We start from the raw sequence: 15,919 nt of genomic DNA on the forward strand, positions 1-15,919 counted from the left end.
TAACTGAATCAAGATAGTTAATGGATAAACTTGTTCACTTAAATCGAAGGGGGAAATGACAAATGGTCCAAACTAGTACTAATAAAATTAATTATTTTGAAAGCGCAAACAAAGTTTTATACGAAGGTAAAGATTCTAAAAATCCTTTAGCTTTTAAATACTATAATCCTGAAGAAGTAGTAGGCGGTAAAACAATGAAAGATCAGCTGCGTTTTTCTGTTGCTTACTGGCACACGTTTACAGCAGATGGTACGGATCCTTTTGGCGCAGCTACTATGCAAAGATCTTGGGATAGATATGATGGAATGGATTTAGCAAAAGCTAGAGTTGAGGCAGCTTTTCAACTTTTTGAAACATTAAATGTTCCATTCTTCGCATTTCATGATCGAGACATTGCTCCTGAGGGCAGTACGTTGCAAGAAACAAATAAAAATCTTGATGTTATCGTCACTATGATCAAAGAATATATGCAAACAAGTAACGTAAAGTTATTATGGAACACAGCGAATATGTTTACAAATCCCCGGTTCGTTCATGGTGCAGCTACTTCTTGTAATGCAGATGTATTTGCTTATGCGGCGGCTCAAGTAAAAAAGGGGCTTGAAACAGCAAAAGAATTAGGCGCAGAAAATTATGTATTCTGGGGCGGCCGTGAGGGATATGAAACACTGCTTAACACAAATTTACAGTTAGAGCTAGATAACTTAGCTAGATTTATGCATATGGCTGTAGATTACGCAACCGAAATTGGATATACGGGGCAGTTTTTAATTGAACCTAAACCTAAAGAGCCTACGACACATCAGTATGATACCGATGCAGCAACAACTATTTCATTTTTAAGACAATACGGATTAGATAAATACTTCAAACTTAATCTAGAAGCTAACCACGCAACGTTAGCTGGGCATACATTTGAACACGAATTACGAGTAGCTAGAGTACAAGGCTTCTTAGGATCAGTGGATGCAAACCAAGGTGACCCTCTTTTAGGCTGGGATACAGATGAATTCCCAACGGATTTATATTCTACAACGCTAGCAATGTATGAAATCCTGCAAAATGGAGGGCTGGGAAGCGGAGGATTAAACTTTGATGCCAAAGTACGCAGAGGTTCTTTTGAACAAGACGATTTACTCTATGCTCATGTAGCAGGAATGGATGCGTTTGCTCGAGGATTGAAAGTAGCACATAAATTAGTAGAAGATCGTGTTTTCGAAAATGTTATCAACGAGCGCTACAGCAGCTTTAAAGAGGGAATTGGGCTTGAGATTGTGGAAGGAAAAGCTAACTTCCATACACTGGAGCAGTACGCGTTTAAAAATCCGAATATTATGAATAAATCAGGAAGACAAGAACGATTAAAGGCTATTTTAAATCAATATATTTTGGAAGTTTAAAAAACAAACGAGAGTAGAAACGATTTCTACTCTCGTTTATAAACGCGGAGGTATTAAGATGAAATATGTAATTGGAATTGATCTAGGAACAAGCGCCGTAAAAACGGTTTTAGTTGATACAAAAGGCAAGATTTGCGCTGTGGTTTCTAAGGATTATCCTCTCCTTCATGAAAAAACAGGGTATAGCGAACAGAATCCAGAAGAATGGGTTCAGCAGACGGCTAGTGCTTTAAGTGAATTAATTGCTAACGCTAATATAAAACCCGAAGATATAGAAGGAATTAGTTATTCTGGACAAATGCATGGCCTTGTGATGCTGGATGAAAACTATAACCTATTACGTAACGCCATTTTGTGGAATGACACAAGAACAACAGAACAATGTCATCATCTCTATAAAGTCATTGGAGAAAAACGTCTTTTAAAGATAACAAAAAACCAGGCTTTAGAAGGATTTACTCTTCCTAAGTTATTGTGGGTAAAAGAGTATGAACCGGCTATATTTGAAAAAACAGCTGTATTTATGCTGCCTAAAGATTATTTACGCTTTAAAATGACCGGCTTTATTCATAGTGAATATTCAGATGCTGCCGGTACATTATTATTAAACATCAGCAAGAAAAAATGGGATGATGAGCTTTGCCAATTAACAGGAATCAATATTAATCTTTGTCCGCCACTAGTTGAATCTAGTGAATGCATAGGCAATATTAGTGAAGCGTTCTCTCAAAAAACGGGATTAGCCACTTCAACGAAAGTATTTGCAGGTGGAGCTGATAATGCTTGCGGAGCAATTGGCGCCGGCATTTTATCATCAGGGGAAACACTATGTAGCATTGGGACATCAGGTGTTGTTCTTTCTTATGAGGAACGAAGCGATAGAGACTTTGATGGAAAAGTCCATTATTTTAATCATGGAAAAGAAAATGCCTTTTATACGATGGGTGTTACGCTATCTGCGGGGTACAGTTTAGGCTGGTTTAAGGACAATTTCGCAAAAAACGTCACGTTTGAAGAATTATTGGCTGACCTAAAAAATGTCCCAATCGGCTCAAACGGCCTTTTATTTACCCCTTACTTAGTCGGAGAACGTACACCGCATGCAGATGCTACGATTCGCGGAAGTTTTATAGGAATGGACGCCTCTCATAAAAAGAGAGACTTTACGCGAGCGGTTATTGAAGGTATTACGTTTTCTTTAAATGAGTCAATTGAAATCTTTCGAGAAAACGGAAAGGAAATTACGTCTATTGTATCCATTGGGGGCGGAGCAAAAAATGATCATTGGCTTCAAATTCAAGCAGACGTTTTTAATGCGAAAATCGTAAAGTTGTCTACTGAACAAGGCCCAGCGTTAGGAGCAGCTATGCTAGCAGCTTATGGTTGTGGCTGGTATAACTCATTGGAAGAGTGTGCAAACGTATTTATTACGTCTTCGAAAACATATTATCCTAACGCAGAACATGTACAAGTCTATAAACAGCTTTATGAATTATATAAAGAAGTCTACCTTCAAACAAACGACTTAAGTAAAAAGCTAGGCGAATTTAAAAGGAAATAATAGGTTGCAAAATATGCAACCTTACTTTAAAAAGAAACTTCATATGAAAGTAGCTTGTATCAATTGATTATGGTTGTATATCGATATACCTGACACAAAAGGAAGTATAGAAAATGCTGTAGTAAGATTTGATTCACTAGAAAAATACGTACATTGGAGGGGAGGATAAGAGCAGTTAGTCGAATAGACGACGAAAATTTCTTTTGTGTTCCAATAATTTGAAAACGTATTCAAATAAGTGCGAACTCAGTTAGAAATAGAACTTCTACTGTTACTTTTAACTAACTGCTTTTAACAACGCATGAAACAAAATCGAAACTCATTATATATTTTTTCTATTACCTTAGTTGCCGCTATCGGAGGGTTACTGTTTGGATATGACACAGCTGTAATATCTGGAGCTGAAGAATCATTAAAGGTGTATCTTATTGACAGCTTAGGGTTAGGATCTTTAGCACACGGTGTTACTGTATCAAGTGCTTTAATAGGATGTATTATTGGAGGATTGGTATCTGGTTATTTTGCGACGAAACTAGGACGCAAACAATCACTTATACTAGCAGCTATTCTTTTTATAGTCTCAGCGTTAGGAGCTTCTTATCCTGAGTTTTTATTTTTCACAAAAGGGGAACCGACACTCTCTTTGTTACTTGCTTTTAACTTCTACCGCATTATAGGTGGGATTGGTGTTGGCTTAGCATCAGCCATTTGTCCCATCTATATAGGAGAAATTGCACCGGCAGATATTCGCGGCAGATTGGTATCGTTCAATCAATTTATGATTATTTTTGGAATGTTAGTCGTTTACTTCGTGAATTGGGGTATTGCAAATGGGGAAACCTTAGAATGGATTAATGATGTAGGTTGGAGATACATGTTTGCTTCAGGAGCCATTCCAGCTTTACTCTTTGCAGCACTCTTGTTTTTAGTTCCTGAAACGCCTCGCTACTTAGCTATACAGAATCAAGATCAAAAAGCTTTAGCCATACTAACTAAAATTAATGGATCTTCAGAAGCGAAATCAATTTTAGAAGATATTAAACAAACAATTTCTACCAATGTTTCGTCTGAAAAATTATTGGCATATGGAAAATTAGTTATCGTTGTAGGTATACTGCTTTCTGTATTTCAACAGTTTGTAGGAATCAATGTAGCTCTATATTATGCTCCGCGTATTTTTGAAAGCATGGGAGCAGCTAAAGGTTCTTCTATGCTGCAAACTATTATTATGGGATTAGTAAACGTTATTTTTACAGTAATTGCAATTTTGACGGTTGATCGTTTGGGAAGAAAACCTTTATTAATAACAGGGTCTATCGGAATGGCCATTGGAATGTTCGGTGTAGCAAGCATGGCTTTTTCAAACATCATTGGTATAGGGACGCTCGTATTTATCATTATTTATACAGCTTCCTTTATGATGTCATGGGGACCAATTTGTTGGGTGCTCATTTCAGAGATTTTTCCTAATAAAATTAGAGGTCGTGCTGTAGCTATTGCCGTAGCTGCTCAGTGGGCGGCTAACTATTTTATTTCCTCTACATATCCCGTGATGATGGAATATAGCGGAGGATTAACATATGGTTTTTACGGTTTAATGAGTATACTTTCTGCTTTGTTTGTCTGGAAATTTGTTCCTGAAACAAAAGGTAAAACTCTCGAACAAATGGAAAATATGTGGAGAAAAAAACTAGGGGCTTCAAAGAGTAAGAAGGCCATATAACCATTGAGCTTTTACTTAGAGAATAGATGAATATAAAAATTTCAAAAACACCTAAACTATCTTTAGGTGTTTTTAATATGTAATCTTTATGAAGAAAGTGGATAGCTTTTTTAAAAAATATTGCTATAGTAATAAGTCTCTTTGAAAATAGAAATATAGTTTTCTTTATGAGGAGTGTTTCATCGTAAATATAAATAACGGTGCAATGAATTTACAAAAAATCTGGGGGTATCCGCTATATACGGAATATCCTAAAGAATTAAAGTATGATCATGCTTCCTGGGTTCCCGCGTATCAGAATCGGAATATGATTGATTGGATGTTTCAGCAGGTCAAACAAGCAAATCAGTAAGTGTTAAAGCTCAATACTTCATCTAGTACTTATAAAAAACTCTTTCAGTTAATAAAAACTGGAAGAGTTTTTTTCTTTTATTAGGATAGTCACAAGGCACCTTTTATTCCCCACAATTACCCAAATATGTGACGAATTTATGGTAAAGCCATTTAAACTAGATAAAAAGCGCTTCAAGTGTGATGAATATCACACCTTTTAATGATACAACATGATAATTTTTTAGGAGTAAGCAATATGTCATGACAAACTTCAATATGTTAGGAGGTTATTAGCCTTTTGATCTGTTGAGATGCATCTCTAATATGAACGTTTATATACCATTATTATGTACAGAGATTTAGAAGAAGGGAGCCTGAGCTTAGGTGAGAAAGCAAAAATCAATGCATATTGGCAAGTTAATCATTCTCTCCGTATTCATCACAATTTTTTTAGCAGGCTGTGATAGTCGTTATTTGATTTTAAATCCGCAGGGGGCGGTGGCTCAAAAAGAATACCAGTTAATTATTTTTTCCATAATTTTATGCACAATTGTTGTTATTCCTGTTTTAGGTCTGCTTGTGTATATCGTTTTACGCTACCGTGATAAGCCTGGAAATAAGGCTTCGTATCGGCCAGACTGGGACGATAGTAAGCGTCTTGAATTTATTTGGTGGGGGATCCCCATTATTATTATTAGTATTTTAGGTTTCGCTACGGCCAAGACGACGTATGACTTAGTAGATCCGCCGAAAAAAGATGTAAAGCCGCTAACAATTGAAGTAACATCCCTTGACTGGAAATGGTTATTTCAATATCCGGATCAAGATATTGCGACAGTGAACTATGTCAACATTCCAAAAGATGTGCCCGTTCAATTCGTGCTAACGTCAGATGCACCTATGAATTCTTTTTGGGTACCCGAGTTGGGAGGACAATTATATACCATGCCGGGAATGGCAATGGGGCTTTGGCTGCAAGCTGATCACAAGGGAGAATATTTTGGTTCGGGTGCTAATTTTACGGGTGAAGGGTTCGCTCATATGAACTTTAAAGTTAAATCTACATCGACAAAAGAATTTAATCAATGGGTAAAGCAAGTGAAAGAAACATCACCAGCTTTAACAAAAGCTGATTATAGCAACCTTGCCCAACAAGGTCTTTCTCTAGAAAAATCGTATTCTACCATTCCTAAAGACTTATTCCAAGAAATTGTCATTAAAAACGGTGGTCAATATTATAGTCAGCATCACCATATGAAAAATGAAGACATGAAGACTATGAATGTGGCTTCTGAAGAACAAGTACATGCACAGCATGAGCACCAGGAAGGAGGAAAATAAGTTGTTAGAAAAATTAAAAGATTTTTCATCTCATTTTTTTGTGACAGGAGAACCGATGATTTACGGAGCAGATGTCGCCATTTTATTAACATTAGCCGGTATTATTTTTGTTCTTACGTATCTTAAAAAATGGAAGTGGCTATGGCGTGAGTGGCTCACAACGGTGGATCATAAAAAAATTGGTATTATGTATATGCTTTCTTCATTATTAATGCTGTTTCGAGGCGGAGTAGATGCATTATTAATGCGTATGCAACTAGCATTCCCTCAGTGGCATTTTCTAGATTCTAATCATTACAACGAAATTTTTACTACGCACGGAACCATTATGATTCTATTTATGGCAATGCCGCTTATGTTTGCGTTCTTTAACATTGTTGTACCTCTTCAAATTGGAGCAAGGGATGTCGCCTATCCTTTTTTAAACGCGGTAAGCTTTTGGCTATTTTTCTTTGGCGCCATGCTTTTCAATTTGTCGTTTGTAATCGGCGGCTCGCCAGATGCAGGATGGTTGAGTTATCCTCCGCTTTCTGGCATGCAGTTCAGTCCTGGACCAGGTCAAGATTTTTATATTTGGGGTATTCAAATATCAGGTATTGGCAGCTTGGCTTCTGGAATTAATTTTATTATGACTATTTTAAAAATGCGTGCACCGGGCATGAAACTTATGCATATGCCCCTATTCACGTGGTCCGTTCTAGCAAGCTGTATTATTATCATTTTCGCGTTTCCTGTATTAACCGTAACGCTTGCTTTATTGTTTATTGACCGCTTCTTTGACGGACACTTATTTACTATGACCGGCGGAGGAAATCCGATGATGTACATTAACTTAATTTGGATGTGGGGACATCCTGAAGTGTATATCGTTGTACTTCCTGCATTCGGCATTTTTTCTGAAATCGTTGCAACGTTTTCTCAAAAGAAGATATTTGGCTATAAGTCTATGGTTTTTTCAATGATGATTATTAGCGTTCTATCGTATTTCACATGGGTACATCATTTCTTTACGATGGGTGCAGGTGCTAATGTGAATGTGTTTTTTGCTATTACGACGATGGCTATCGGAATTCCAACGGGTGTTAAAGTGTTCAACTGGTTATTTACGATGTTCCGCGGCCGTATTCAAATGACGCAGCCAATGCTATGGACAATTGCTTTTATCCCGTGTTTTGTTGTGGGAGGAGCAACGGGTGTTATGCTTTCAGCAGCTCCCGCAGACTATCAGTATCATAATAGCTACTTTTTAGTTGCACACTTTCACCAAGTGTTAATTGGAGGCGTTGTATTCGGATTTTTTGCAGGTTTGTACTATTGGTGGCCAAAAATGTTTGGCTTTAAATTAAATGACCGTCTTGGTAAATGGGCGTTTTGGACATGGAATATTGGTTTTTATGTATGCTTCATGCCTCAATACGCATTAGGGTTTATGGGAATGACGCGCCGTATTTATACGTACAACTTTGACATGGGATGGGGACCGCTGAACGTTATCTCTACAGTCGGAGCTTTCTTTATGGGCATAGGGTTTATCTTTCAAGCATGGCAGATTCTTCATGGCATTAAGTACGGAGAACGGGATGTAACAGGGGATCCTTGGAATGGACGTACATTAGAATGGTCCATCCCTTCACCGCCGCCGCACTACAATTTTGCAGTGATTCCAACAGTAACGGGGCAAGATGCGTGGTGGACAATAAAAGAAGAAAGAAAAAAGAAAAAAGCGAAGGAAACAGCTGCTTTCTCTCCGATTCATATGCCTAAGAATTCAGGTATTCCATTTATCATGTCGGTTTTTTGGTTCATTGCTGGTTTTGGCTTAACGTTCCACTGGGTGTGGATGGCGATATTCGGTTTGACAGGAGTCGGAGCTTGTTTACTAGCTCGTTCTTTTCAATACAACTCGGACTATTATATTCCGGTGGATGAAATTCGACATACAGAAGATTCAGTAGGGAGGGTTGGCTGACATGGCTTATACGACAGCGCACCACGAAGAACATCATGATGAACATGATGAAGGAATCAAAGTTATGGGTTTTTGGCTTTTCCTCGTAACGGACTGCATCCTATTTGGAGCATTATTTGCTACGTATGCCGTTCTTGTTAATCATACTGCGGGAGGCCTTACAGGAAAGGGATTTTTTGAAGTTCCAGGATTTGTTTCTGAAACGTTTATCTTATTAACGAGCAGCTTTACGAGCGGATTAGCTGTGCTGAGCATGCACAAGGGAAAAATAAAACCTTTAATTGGCTGGCTAATCGTAACTCTGCTTTTAGGTATGTGCTTTGTGGGCCTTGAAATTCATGAATTTCAAACAATGGTTCATGAAGGAGCAACCATTTCCACCAGCGCATTTTTTACAGCTTTCTATACGCTAGTTAGTACGCACGGGCTGCACGTTTCTGTCGGCATCATTTGGATGATTTCAATTACAATCCAATTAAAACGATATGGAATTACCTCTGTAACAAAGCGAAAAGTGACGATTATCAGCTTATACTGGCATTTTCTTGATGCTGTCTGGATCTTCCTTTACACGGTTGTGTATTTAATGGGGGTGATGTAGATGGAGAACCATGGATCGTTAAAAGCTTATACAATAGGATTTATTTTCTCGATTATTTTAACCGTTATTCCTCTGATGCTGGTATTAAACCAAGTATTTGCTAAAAATATATTACTAGCTAGCATTCTAGGAATGGCCGTGCTTCAATTTTTCATTCAACTGTTTTTCTTCATGCATATTAAAGACGGAGAGAAGCCCCGTTATAATGTGATGGCTTTAATACTTGGAATCGTTTTTGTTATTACGATTGTAGCAGGATCGATTTGGATAATGACTTTTAACTCTCAAGTTCAATAAAAATGGAGCCGTGCACTACACACGGCTCCATTTTTATTAATTTCTATATATTGTGATAAAAATCACATACTTTCGTTTGCGCAAGAAGTAAAATAAAAGTGTAGCAAGGAAAGTTCTTTATAAACGAAAGACAAAGGAGAGATTATGATGAATATGGCTTATCGTAACATCCTCGTAGCAGTAGACGGTTCTGTAGAAGCAGAGTGGGCATTCAAAAAAGCAGTTAACAGTGCGAAAAAAAATAACGCTCATTTAATAGTTTGTCACGTTATCGACATACAGGCGTTAAGTCCATCACCTTATGCATTCTATACAGATACACGCTTTCAAGATGCAGAGAAATTTGCTGAAGAACTTTTGACCAACTATAGTAACCTAGCTCTTAAGGCTGGAGTAACGAAAGTCGAGACATTAATTGAACACGGTTCTCCTAAAACAAAAATATCTAAAAAAATTGCTCCCGATAAGCACGTTGATTTAATTATATGCGGTGCGACGGGGCTAAACGCCGTAGAGCGCATTTTAATCGGAAGCGTATCTCAGCATATTTTACGCTATGCCAAATGTGATGTGTTAATTGTTCGCACTCCTAAAGAAGCCGAAGAAGAATCAAAGCCTTTACAAGTGGAACTAACAGAGTAGCAGAACAGAAGAAAAAGAACGCTTATTGTTCACAGTAAAATACAAAGCTCTCACCATTTATTTAAAGAGGGGGGGATAAATGTATCTTAGTTAAAAGAAGATCTGAACGAGAAATCGAGATTCTTAATAAAGAATTCGACTCGTTCGGATTTTTTTATTGTGATGGTAAACGTAGATTTCAGGTATGCAGCTGTTTTTAGCTGTTGATTGAAGGGGAAAGGTAATGAAAGAAAAGTGAGGATAATAGAGCTCATCAAGCATGTTTACTAAAGAAGAGGACGGGAAGAACAAGTATATAGAAAACTTTTCCTTAGTTGGTTAAGGATTCATTCATAAAGGAGTGACGAATATGTCAAAACTAAACAATCCATTAACTCAATATTTCCATGAAGACTATCCAAAACAGTATCAAGAACCGCCCGGTGTACAAAAAGAAATGAACGTCATCCCGGACTGCGGGGAAAACAGTTACATAGGTGCAGGTAAATTAAAAGGCAGAAAAGCTCTTGTGACGGGCGGAGATTCAGGTATTGGCCGGGCAGCAGCGATCGCTTACGCAAGAGAAGGTGCAGACGTTGCGCTTAATTACTTGCCACAAGAGCAAGCAGATGCAGAAGAAGTACAAAAGCTTATTGAAGCAGAAGGAAGAAAAGCCGTTCTCATACCTGGTGATGTAGGCGAAGAATCTTTTTGCAAAGAGCTAGTAGAAAAAGCTTATAAAGAATTAGATGGTTTAGATGTTCTAGCGCTCGTAGCTGGCAAACAGCAGGCAGTAGAAGATATTGCTGATTTAGAAACGGACCAACTGCGCAAAACCTTTGAAGTAAATGTATTCTCTTTATATTGGACCGTAAAAGCAGCGCTGCCTTATTTACCGGCAGGTGCTTCTATTATTACAACAAGTTCTGTACAAGGCTATAGCCCAAGTCCTAATTTATTAGACTATGCAGCTACAAAGTTTGCCATTAACGGATTCACTCGCGGACTAGCCAAGCAATTAGCTCCAAAAGGTATTCGCGTCAACTCCGTTGCTCCAGGACCTATCTGGACGCCGCTGCAAATTTCTGGAGGGCAGCCAAGCGACGCTATTCCAGGCTTTGGACAAGATACACCGTTGCAGCGTGCTGGTCAGCCAGTAGAGTTGGCAAATGTATACGTATTTTTAGCTTCAACGGATGCAAGCTACGTAACAGCTCAAGTTTACGGGATTACAGGCGGAATAGAACTAGCTTAACTCAAAAAAACACGTGCAGTTATGAACTGCACGTGTTTTTTTGAGTTATCGTCTTTTACCTTTTAAAGTCTGTACACAAATGTAGCTAAGCGTAGCGAATAACGCTGTAATAAATGCTGAGTGAGACAGTGTAGCAAAGACATTTAAACGAGACATGACAACAAAGATACCGCTGAATACTTGAGCAATGGTTAAAGCAACCGCAATGATGGACGCGTAATAAATATCACGGCGGGTTTCTTTGTACTGTTTGATGGCAGATACCATAATCCAAATGATAAGAACAAACAGTACAAGAGCAGCAAATCGGTGGGCAAAATGAATACCTGTTGTTCCTGAAAGTTTTGGAATAAGCGTATTGCCATAACAAGCAGGAAAGCTTGTACATGCTAAGCTTGCACCTTTGTGACGCACATATGCACCTAAATAAATATCGCAATAGGTAAATATAAGCGTAAACCATGCGAGCCCTTTAAATTTGCCTGTGACCGCTCCTTTAATAAAATGATCCGAACGGTCTTTTTGAATAACAAACATGGAAAGCAAAAATACGCCGGTAAACGCAATAAGCGAAAGACCGAAATGAAGCGCTAGCGCTTCAGCTGACTGAGGCCAGATAACTGCAGAAGCCCCGAGTAATGACTCAATAACGATAAATGCAATACTCATAATCGCTAAAATTTTCACTTCACGGTTTCTGCGGTAACGAATCCAAGCCCAAATAGAAAATGCCAAAACAAGAAGACCTGCAAATGCCGTAATCAGACGATGCGTATATTCAATCATTGTTGCTACCGCGTATTCGGGTATTAACTGCCCGTTACACAGCGGCCACTCGTTTCCGCACCCTAATCCAGATCCTGTGGTTGTGACCAGACTGCCGGCAATCATTAAAATAAACATAACAATCGTTGTAAATATAGCTGTTATTTTAAATAAATTTCTCATACGTTGACTCCCTTTGCTGAGTTACTAATTATGACTATAGATTTGATGAATACGATAGTCAAGTAGTAGAGCGTAATTAACAAATAACTGTCACAAACTCGCACATGTTTCCCTTAAAATTTATGTCAGAAAAGCTTTCTTCATTAAATTTTGTAATGGTTTTTTCCTTTTAAACGATGCAAATATGGTTCCATACATAAGATATAAAAAAATTATATTAGTGATTTTATACAATTTGCAAAAAAAACTTTAGAGAGAATGGAGATACAATCATATTCCAAAAGTGATAATATAAATATAAATTAAACGATGTTATAAAATCTATCATTTTATGTAAGGTATAAAATAAACTTTTATCACGGAGAAACTTTATTGAAAGGAGAGATAGCGATGAGCTTAGAAGCTTTAAATAAAAGAGTAGAAACCGATCTGTCTTACCTTTCCTTCAGGAAACCAACAGAAGCACAGCCAATCATCCCTAAGAGCGGACACGTATACGACGTAATCATTATTGGAGGAGGTCAAAGCGGTTTAGGAACGGCCTTTGGCTTGCTGCGAGAACGCGTGTCGAATATTCTTGTTATTGATGAAAATCGTTCGGGTTTAGAAGGTCCGTGGGAAACGTACGCGCGAATGATTACGCTAAGAACGCCCAAAAACTTAACGTCTGTCGATTTAGGAATTCCTTCACTTACGTTTCAAGCGTGGTGGGAAGCGAAATTCGGCTCAGAAGGCTGGGAAGCTCTTGACAAAATCCCAAGAGGAGAATGGATGAATTATTTGCGCTGGTACCGGAATATTCTTAACCTTCCTGTGGCAAATGAAATAAAATTAACGTTAATTGAGCCTGCAGAAACAGGTATCCATCGCTTGCATGTTGAAGGGAATGGAGCCGTGTGTCCTACACTGGTGGCACGTAAAGTTATACTAGCTACAGGAATTCAAGGAGGAGGAGAATGGCATGTCCCGCCTATGATTTCTGAAAAATTGCCGCCTCATCTTTATTCTCACACTTCACAAACCATTGATTTTACTACGTTGAAGAACAAAAAAGTAGCTGTTTTAGGAGGAGGAGCATCCGCGTTTGATAACGCCAACTATGCGCTTTCCGAAGGGGTTGCTGAAGCTCATGTATTTGTTCGACGAAAAGAACTTCCCCGTATTAATCCAATCAGACAAATGGAAGCTTCAGGAATGATTGAACGTTTCCATGCTCTGTCAGATGCTGAAAAATATGAAGTGATGGCTCATTTTTTCGAATACAATCAGCCGCCTACGAATGATACATTTGGACGCGCTTCCTCATGGCCAGGTTTTCATTTGCACGTACATGCCCCATGGCTCGACGTCGAGGAAAAACACGACAAAGCAGTTGTAACCACTCCTCAGGGAACGTTTACGTTTGACTATTTAATTATTAGCACCGGACTTCTAACAGATCCGGCTCTGCGTCCAGAATTGCAACTTGTTGAAAAACACATCGCCCGCTGGAACGATCATTACAAAGCACCGCATGAAATCGCCAACCCAGTATTGGATGCCCACCCTTACCTTAGTAACGGCTTTGCTTTTTTAAGTCGTAATAGGGACGGTCAAAAAATGGTATATGGCCTTTTTGCTTTTAATTATTCCGCTTTAATTAGCTGTGGAATTTCTGCATCCGCTCTTTCAGGGCTGAAATATGCGATACCAAAGCTCGTCTCAGAAGTCGCCAATCAGCTTTTTATTGATAATCGCCATGAGAATTTAACTAATTTCTTTGACTATGATGAGCCTGAATTTGTCGGCAGCTGGTCAAAGGACAATAATCAAGTGAAAACAATATAGCAAAAACATATTTTTAACAATGAAAAAGGTGAAGCATATGGAGCCGATCTCTAAAAAGAAGATAGCTACTTTGTATACTCAAATTAGCCAAGAAATTTTTAATGTAGGTGTGAATACTCAAAAAATAGACATTATTGATAATAAAATTCTTATACTAGCTCAATCAAAAAGAATGCCGGCACTAGAAGCACTTAGTGAAGAATATAGAGAATTAGTGATGTCTCTTGATGCCGCTTTGTCGACTAAATATAAAAAAATGCTAAAGCAAAAAGTGGAGCTTTTATTTGATATCCAGGTCACTTCTTTATTTAGAGACTATGATCCTGTTACAGAGAATTCTTGTACGGTTATTTGCTTTAAATAACTTCTCTATATAAATTGCAAAACGTTCGATGAAATCGTTTGTTGTGCAAAACACGTAAAAAACGGATGCTTATCTTCTGTTTACAGAAGCAAAGAGCCGTGAAAACAGAAGGATTCCCTTCTGTTTTCACGGCTCTTTTTATAGATATTTTCATAAAAAAAGAGAGGGGGAATGGTTAAAAAAACACTGTTTTATAGAGGAGCTGTAAAAGCGAGTTAAAAGAAGATGAATCGAATATTAAAGGAGTGAAAAGCAAGTGGCGATAAATGAAAAAGTTGAAGCTCAGCATATGGAACTTATAAAAAAATCAGCACCTAATCCTTCATGGTTAGATAAGCTGTTTCATTTAACCGAACGCAAAACAGATGTAAAAACAGAAATTCTTGCTGGAATTACTACTTTTGTGACGATGAGCTATATTATCTTTGTTAATCCGACTATTTTAGCAGATGCAGGCATTCCAAAAGAAGCGGCAATTGCAGCGACGATTTTTGCCACTGTCTTTGCTACTCTTTTGTTTGCATTATGGGCGAACATACCTATTGCAGTAGCACCAGGAATGGGGCTGAACGCCTTTTTTACGTATACAGTGGTATTGGATGAAGGGCTAACGTGGCAAACAGGTTTAGGATCCGTATTTATTTCAGGGGTTGTATTTTTTATTTTAACGATAACAGGCTTACGCAAGAAGATTATTGAAGGGATACCCGCTATTTTAAAAAGTGCTATTTCAGTTGGAATCGGTCTATTTATTGCTTTTATCGGTTTTAAGCAAGCTGGCATTATTGTAAGCAACAAAGAAAATTTAGTAGCCCTTGGTCAGCTTACAAAACCGGGCCCATTCCTTGCTTTATTAGGTTTTATCGCGGTAACTGTATTAACTGCTCGAAAAATTAAAGGAGCTGCCCTGATTAGCATTTTGCTAGTATCAATTGCCGGGATGGGGCTGGGCATAGTAGAAGCACCTAAAAGCATCAGCAGCGTGGTGTCATTTTCAATGCCGAGCATGTCGGAAACTTTTTTACAAATGGATATTAAATCCGCTCTTCATTACGGTCTTTTTTCTATTATTTTTTCATTTACACTTGTGGAGCTGTTTGATAATTTAGGATCGATGATTGGATTATCTAAAAAAGCTGGATTAATGGATGAAAAAGGTGAAATTAAAGGGTTAGATAAAGCGCTTATGGCAGATTCTCTTGCGACAGTAGCCAGTGCTGCTATGGGATCTACCGCAATGAACGCGTATGTAGAAAATGCTGCGGGAATTGCAGAAGGAGGCAAGACGGGCCTTAAAGCACTGGTCGTTGCCATGTTGTTTTTAGTGAGTCTTTTATTTACGCCATTAATTAGCATTATTCCTGCTTTTGCTACAGCGCCTATTTTAATTATGGTTGGAGCTCTCATGTTAACGGAAATCAAAAACATCCCTTTAGACGAGATAACAGATGCTGTGCCTGCTTTTTGTACCATTATTTTGATGCCATTAACGTTTAGTATCGGAGAAGGCTTAGCGCTAGGGTTTTTATCTTATACATTCGTTAAATTGTTAGCCGGTAAGGCAAAGGAAATTCACTGGATTATGTATATCATTAGCGCCGCTTTTATTATCAACTTCGTCTGGGCTGCTTGAGGCATGTATTTACAGTAAAAAAGACTTCTCAGCTGAGAAGTCTTTT

General features: G+C 38.2%; 14 protein-coding genes. 13 read left to right on the forward strand and 1 reads right to left on the reverse strand.

What is annotated here, in order from left to right:
• The first annotated feature begins 62 nt into the window (after positions 1-62).
• The 10 genes from xylA (at position 63) to ACFX4G_RS04645 (ending at position 11,101) form a co-directional block, all read left to right on the forward strand.
• Complete coding sequence (gene xylA, locus ACFX4G_RS04600; protein ID WP_162214056.1) at positions 63-1,400, forward strand: xylose isomerase; 1,338 nt, start codon at positions 63-65, stop codon at positions 1,398-1,400.
• Between the two features lie 58 nt (positions 1,401-1,458).
• On the forward strand, positions 1,459-2,961 hold the full coding sequence (gene xylB, locus ACFX4G_RS04605) for a xylulokinase (RefSeq protein WP_377573011.1): 1,503 nt from the start codon (positions 1,459-1,461) through the stop codon (positions 2,959-2,961).
• Positions 2,962-3,262: 301 nt separating this feature from the next.
• On the forward strand, positions 3,263-4,684 hold the full coding sequence (xylE, locus tag ACFX4G_RS04610; RefSeq protein ID WP_043981920.1) for a D-xylose transporter XylE: 1,422 nt from the start codon (positions 3,263-3,265) through the stop codon (positions 4,682-4,684).
• 205 nt (positions 4,685-4,889) lie between these two features.
• Entirely contained in the window at positions 4,890-5,036 is a 147-nt protein-coding gene (locus ACFX4G_RS04615; RefSeq protein ID WP_377573013.1) for a hypothetical protein, read from the forward strand.
• Between the two features lie 383 nt (positions 5,037-5,419).
• Entirely contained in the window at positions 5,420-6,358 is a 939-nt protein-coding gene (locus tag ACFX4G_RS04620; RefSeq protein ID WP_377573793.1) for a cytochrome c oxidase subunit II, read from the forward strand.
• A 1-nt stretch (position 6,359) separates the two neighbouring features.
• Positions 6,360-8,327: a cytochrome aa3 quinol oxidase subunit I gene (gene qoxB, locus ACFX4G_RS04625; protein ID WP_377573016.1), complete on the forward strand. Its 1,968-nt coding sequence runs from the start codon at positions 6,360-6,362 to the stop codon at positions 8,325-8,327.
• Between the two features lies 1 nt (position 8,328).
• Positions 8,329-8,928 (forward strand): cytochrome o ubiquinol oxidase subunit III, encoded by a 600-nt coding sequence (gene cyoC / locus ACFX4G_RS04630; protein ID WP_377573019.1) that lies wholly within the window; start codon positions 8,329-8,331, stop codon positions 8,926-8,928.
• A complete protein-coding gene (gene cyoD / locus ACFX4G_RS04635; protein ID WP_097823686.1) occupies positions 8,929-9,225 on the forward strand; it encodes a cytochrome o ubiquinol oxidase subunit IV in 297 nt (98 codons plus the stop codon).
• Positions 9,226-9,372: 147 nt separating this feature from the next.
• Positions 9,373-9,867, forward strand: a complete 495-nt coding sequence (locus tag ACFX4G_RS04640; RefSeq protein ID WP_043981924.1) for a universal stress protein — start codon at positions 9,373-9,375, stop codon at positions 9,865-9,867.
• Between the two features lie 349 nt (positions 9,868-10,216).
• A complete protein-coding gene (locus tag ACFX4G_RS04645) occupies positions 10,217-11,101 on the forward strand; it encodes an SDR family oxidoreductase (protein ID WP_013056577.1) in 885 nt (294 codons plus the stop codon).
• Positions 11,102-11,146: 45 nt separating this feature from the next.
• Here ACFX4G_RS04645 and ACFX4G_RS04650 read toward each other — a convergent pair whose 3' ends face one another.
• A complete protein-coding gene (locus ACFX4G_RS04650) occupies positions 11,147-12,049 on the reverse strand; it encodes a COX15/CtaA family protein (protein ID WP_377573023.1) in 903 nt (300 codons plus the stop codon).
• A gap of 390 nt (positions 12,050-12,439) precedes the next feature.
• Here ACFX4G_RS04650 and ACFX4G_RS04655 point away from each other — a divergent pair, with 390 nt between their 5' ends.
• The 3 genes from ACFX4G_RS04655 (at position 12,440) to ACFX4G_RS04665 (ending at position 15,873) form a co-directional block, all read left to right on the forward strand.
• The gene (locus ACFX4G_RS04655; protein ID WP_377573026.1) at positions 12,440-13,876 is read left to right on the forward strand and encodes an NAD(P)-binding domain-containing protein; all 1,437 of its coding nucleotides are present in this window, start codon (positions 12,440-12,442) and stop codon (positions 13,874-13,876) included.
• Positions 13,877-13,913: 37 nt separating this feature from the next.
• Positions 13,914-14,240 (forward strand): Na-translocating system protein MpsC family protein, encoded by a 327-nt coding sequence (locus tag ACFX4G_RS04660; protein ID WP_013056580.1) that lies wholly within the window; start codon positions 13,914-13,916, stop codon positions 14,238-14,240.
• Between the two features lie 256 nt (positions 14,241-14,496).
• Entirely contained in the window at positions 14,497-15,873 is a 1,377-nt protein-coding gene (locus ACFX4G_RS04665) for an NCS2 family permease (protein ID WP_377573029.1), read from the forward strand.
• Positions 15,874-15,919 lie beyond the last annotated feature (46 nt).

Source organism: Priestia sp. YIM B13486, from assembly GCF_042787865.1.
Lineage (GTDB): Bacteria > Bacillota > Bacilli > Bacillales > Bacillaceae_H > Priestia > Priestia megaterium.

Bases quoted from the DNA above. Each gene is read 5' to 3' on its own strand.
- ACFX4G_RS04645 (WP_013056577.1), top strand. From the start codon at position 10,217: ATGTCAAAACTAAACAATCCATTAACTCAATATTTCCATGAAGACTAT.
- ACFX4G_RS04655 (WP_377573026.1), top strand. From the start codon at position 12,440: ATGAGCTTAGAAGCTTTAAATAAAAGAGTAGAAACCGATCTGTCTTAC.
- ACFX4G_RS04650 (WP_377573023.1), bottom strand. From the start codon at position 12,049: ATGAGAAATTTATTTAAAATAACAGCTATATTTACAACGATTGTTATG.
- cyoD (WP_097823686.1), top strand. From the start codon at position 8,929: ATGGAGAACCATGGATCGTTAAAAGCTTATACAATAGGATTTATTTTC.
- cyoC (WP_377573019.1), top strand. From the start codon at position 8,329: ATGGCTTATACGACAGCGCACCACGAAGAACATCATGATGAACATGAT.
- xylA (WP_162214056.1), top strand. From the start codon at position 63: ATGGTCCAAACTAGTACTAATAAAATTAATTATTTTGAAAGCGCAAAC.
- xylE (WP_043981920.1), top strand. From the start codon at position 3,263: ATGAAACAAAATCGAAACTCATTATATATTTTTTCTATTACCTTAGTT.
- xylB (WP_377573011.1), top strand. From the start codon at position 1,459: ATGAAATATGTAATTGGAATTGATCTAGGAACAAGCGCCGTAAAAACG.
- ACFX4G_RS04620 (WP_377573793.1), top strand. From the start codon at position 5,420: ATGCATATTGGCAAGTTAATCATTCTCTCCGTATTCATCACAATTTTT.
- ACFX4G_RS04660 (WP_013056580.1), top strand. From the start codon at position 13,914: ATGGAGCCGATCTCTAAAAAGAAGATAGCTACTTTGTATACTCAAATT.
- ACFX4G_RS04615 (WP_377573013.1), top strand. From the start codon at position 4,890: ATGAATTTACAAAAAATCTGGGGGTATCCGCTATATACGGAATATCCT.
- ACFX4G_RS04640 (WP_043981924.1), top strand. From the start codon at position 9,373: ATGAATATGGCTTATCGTAACATCCTCGTAGCAGTAGACGGTTCTGTA.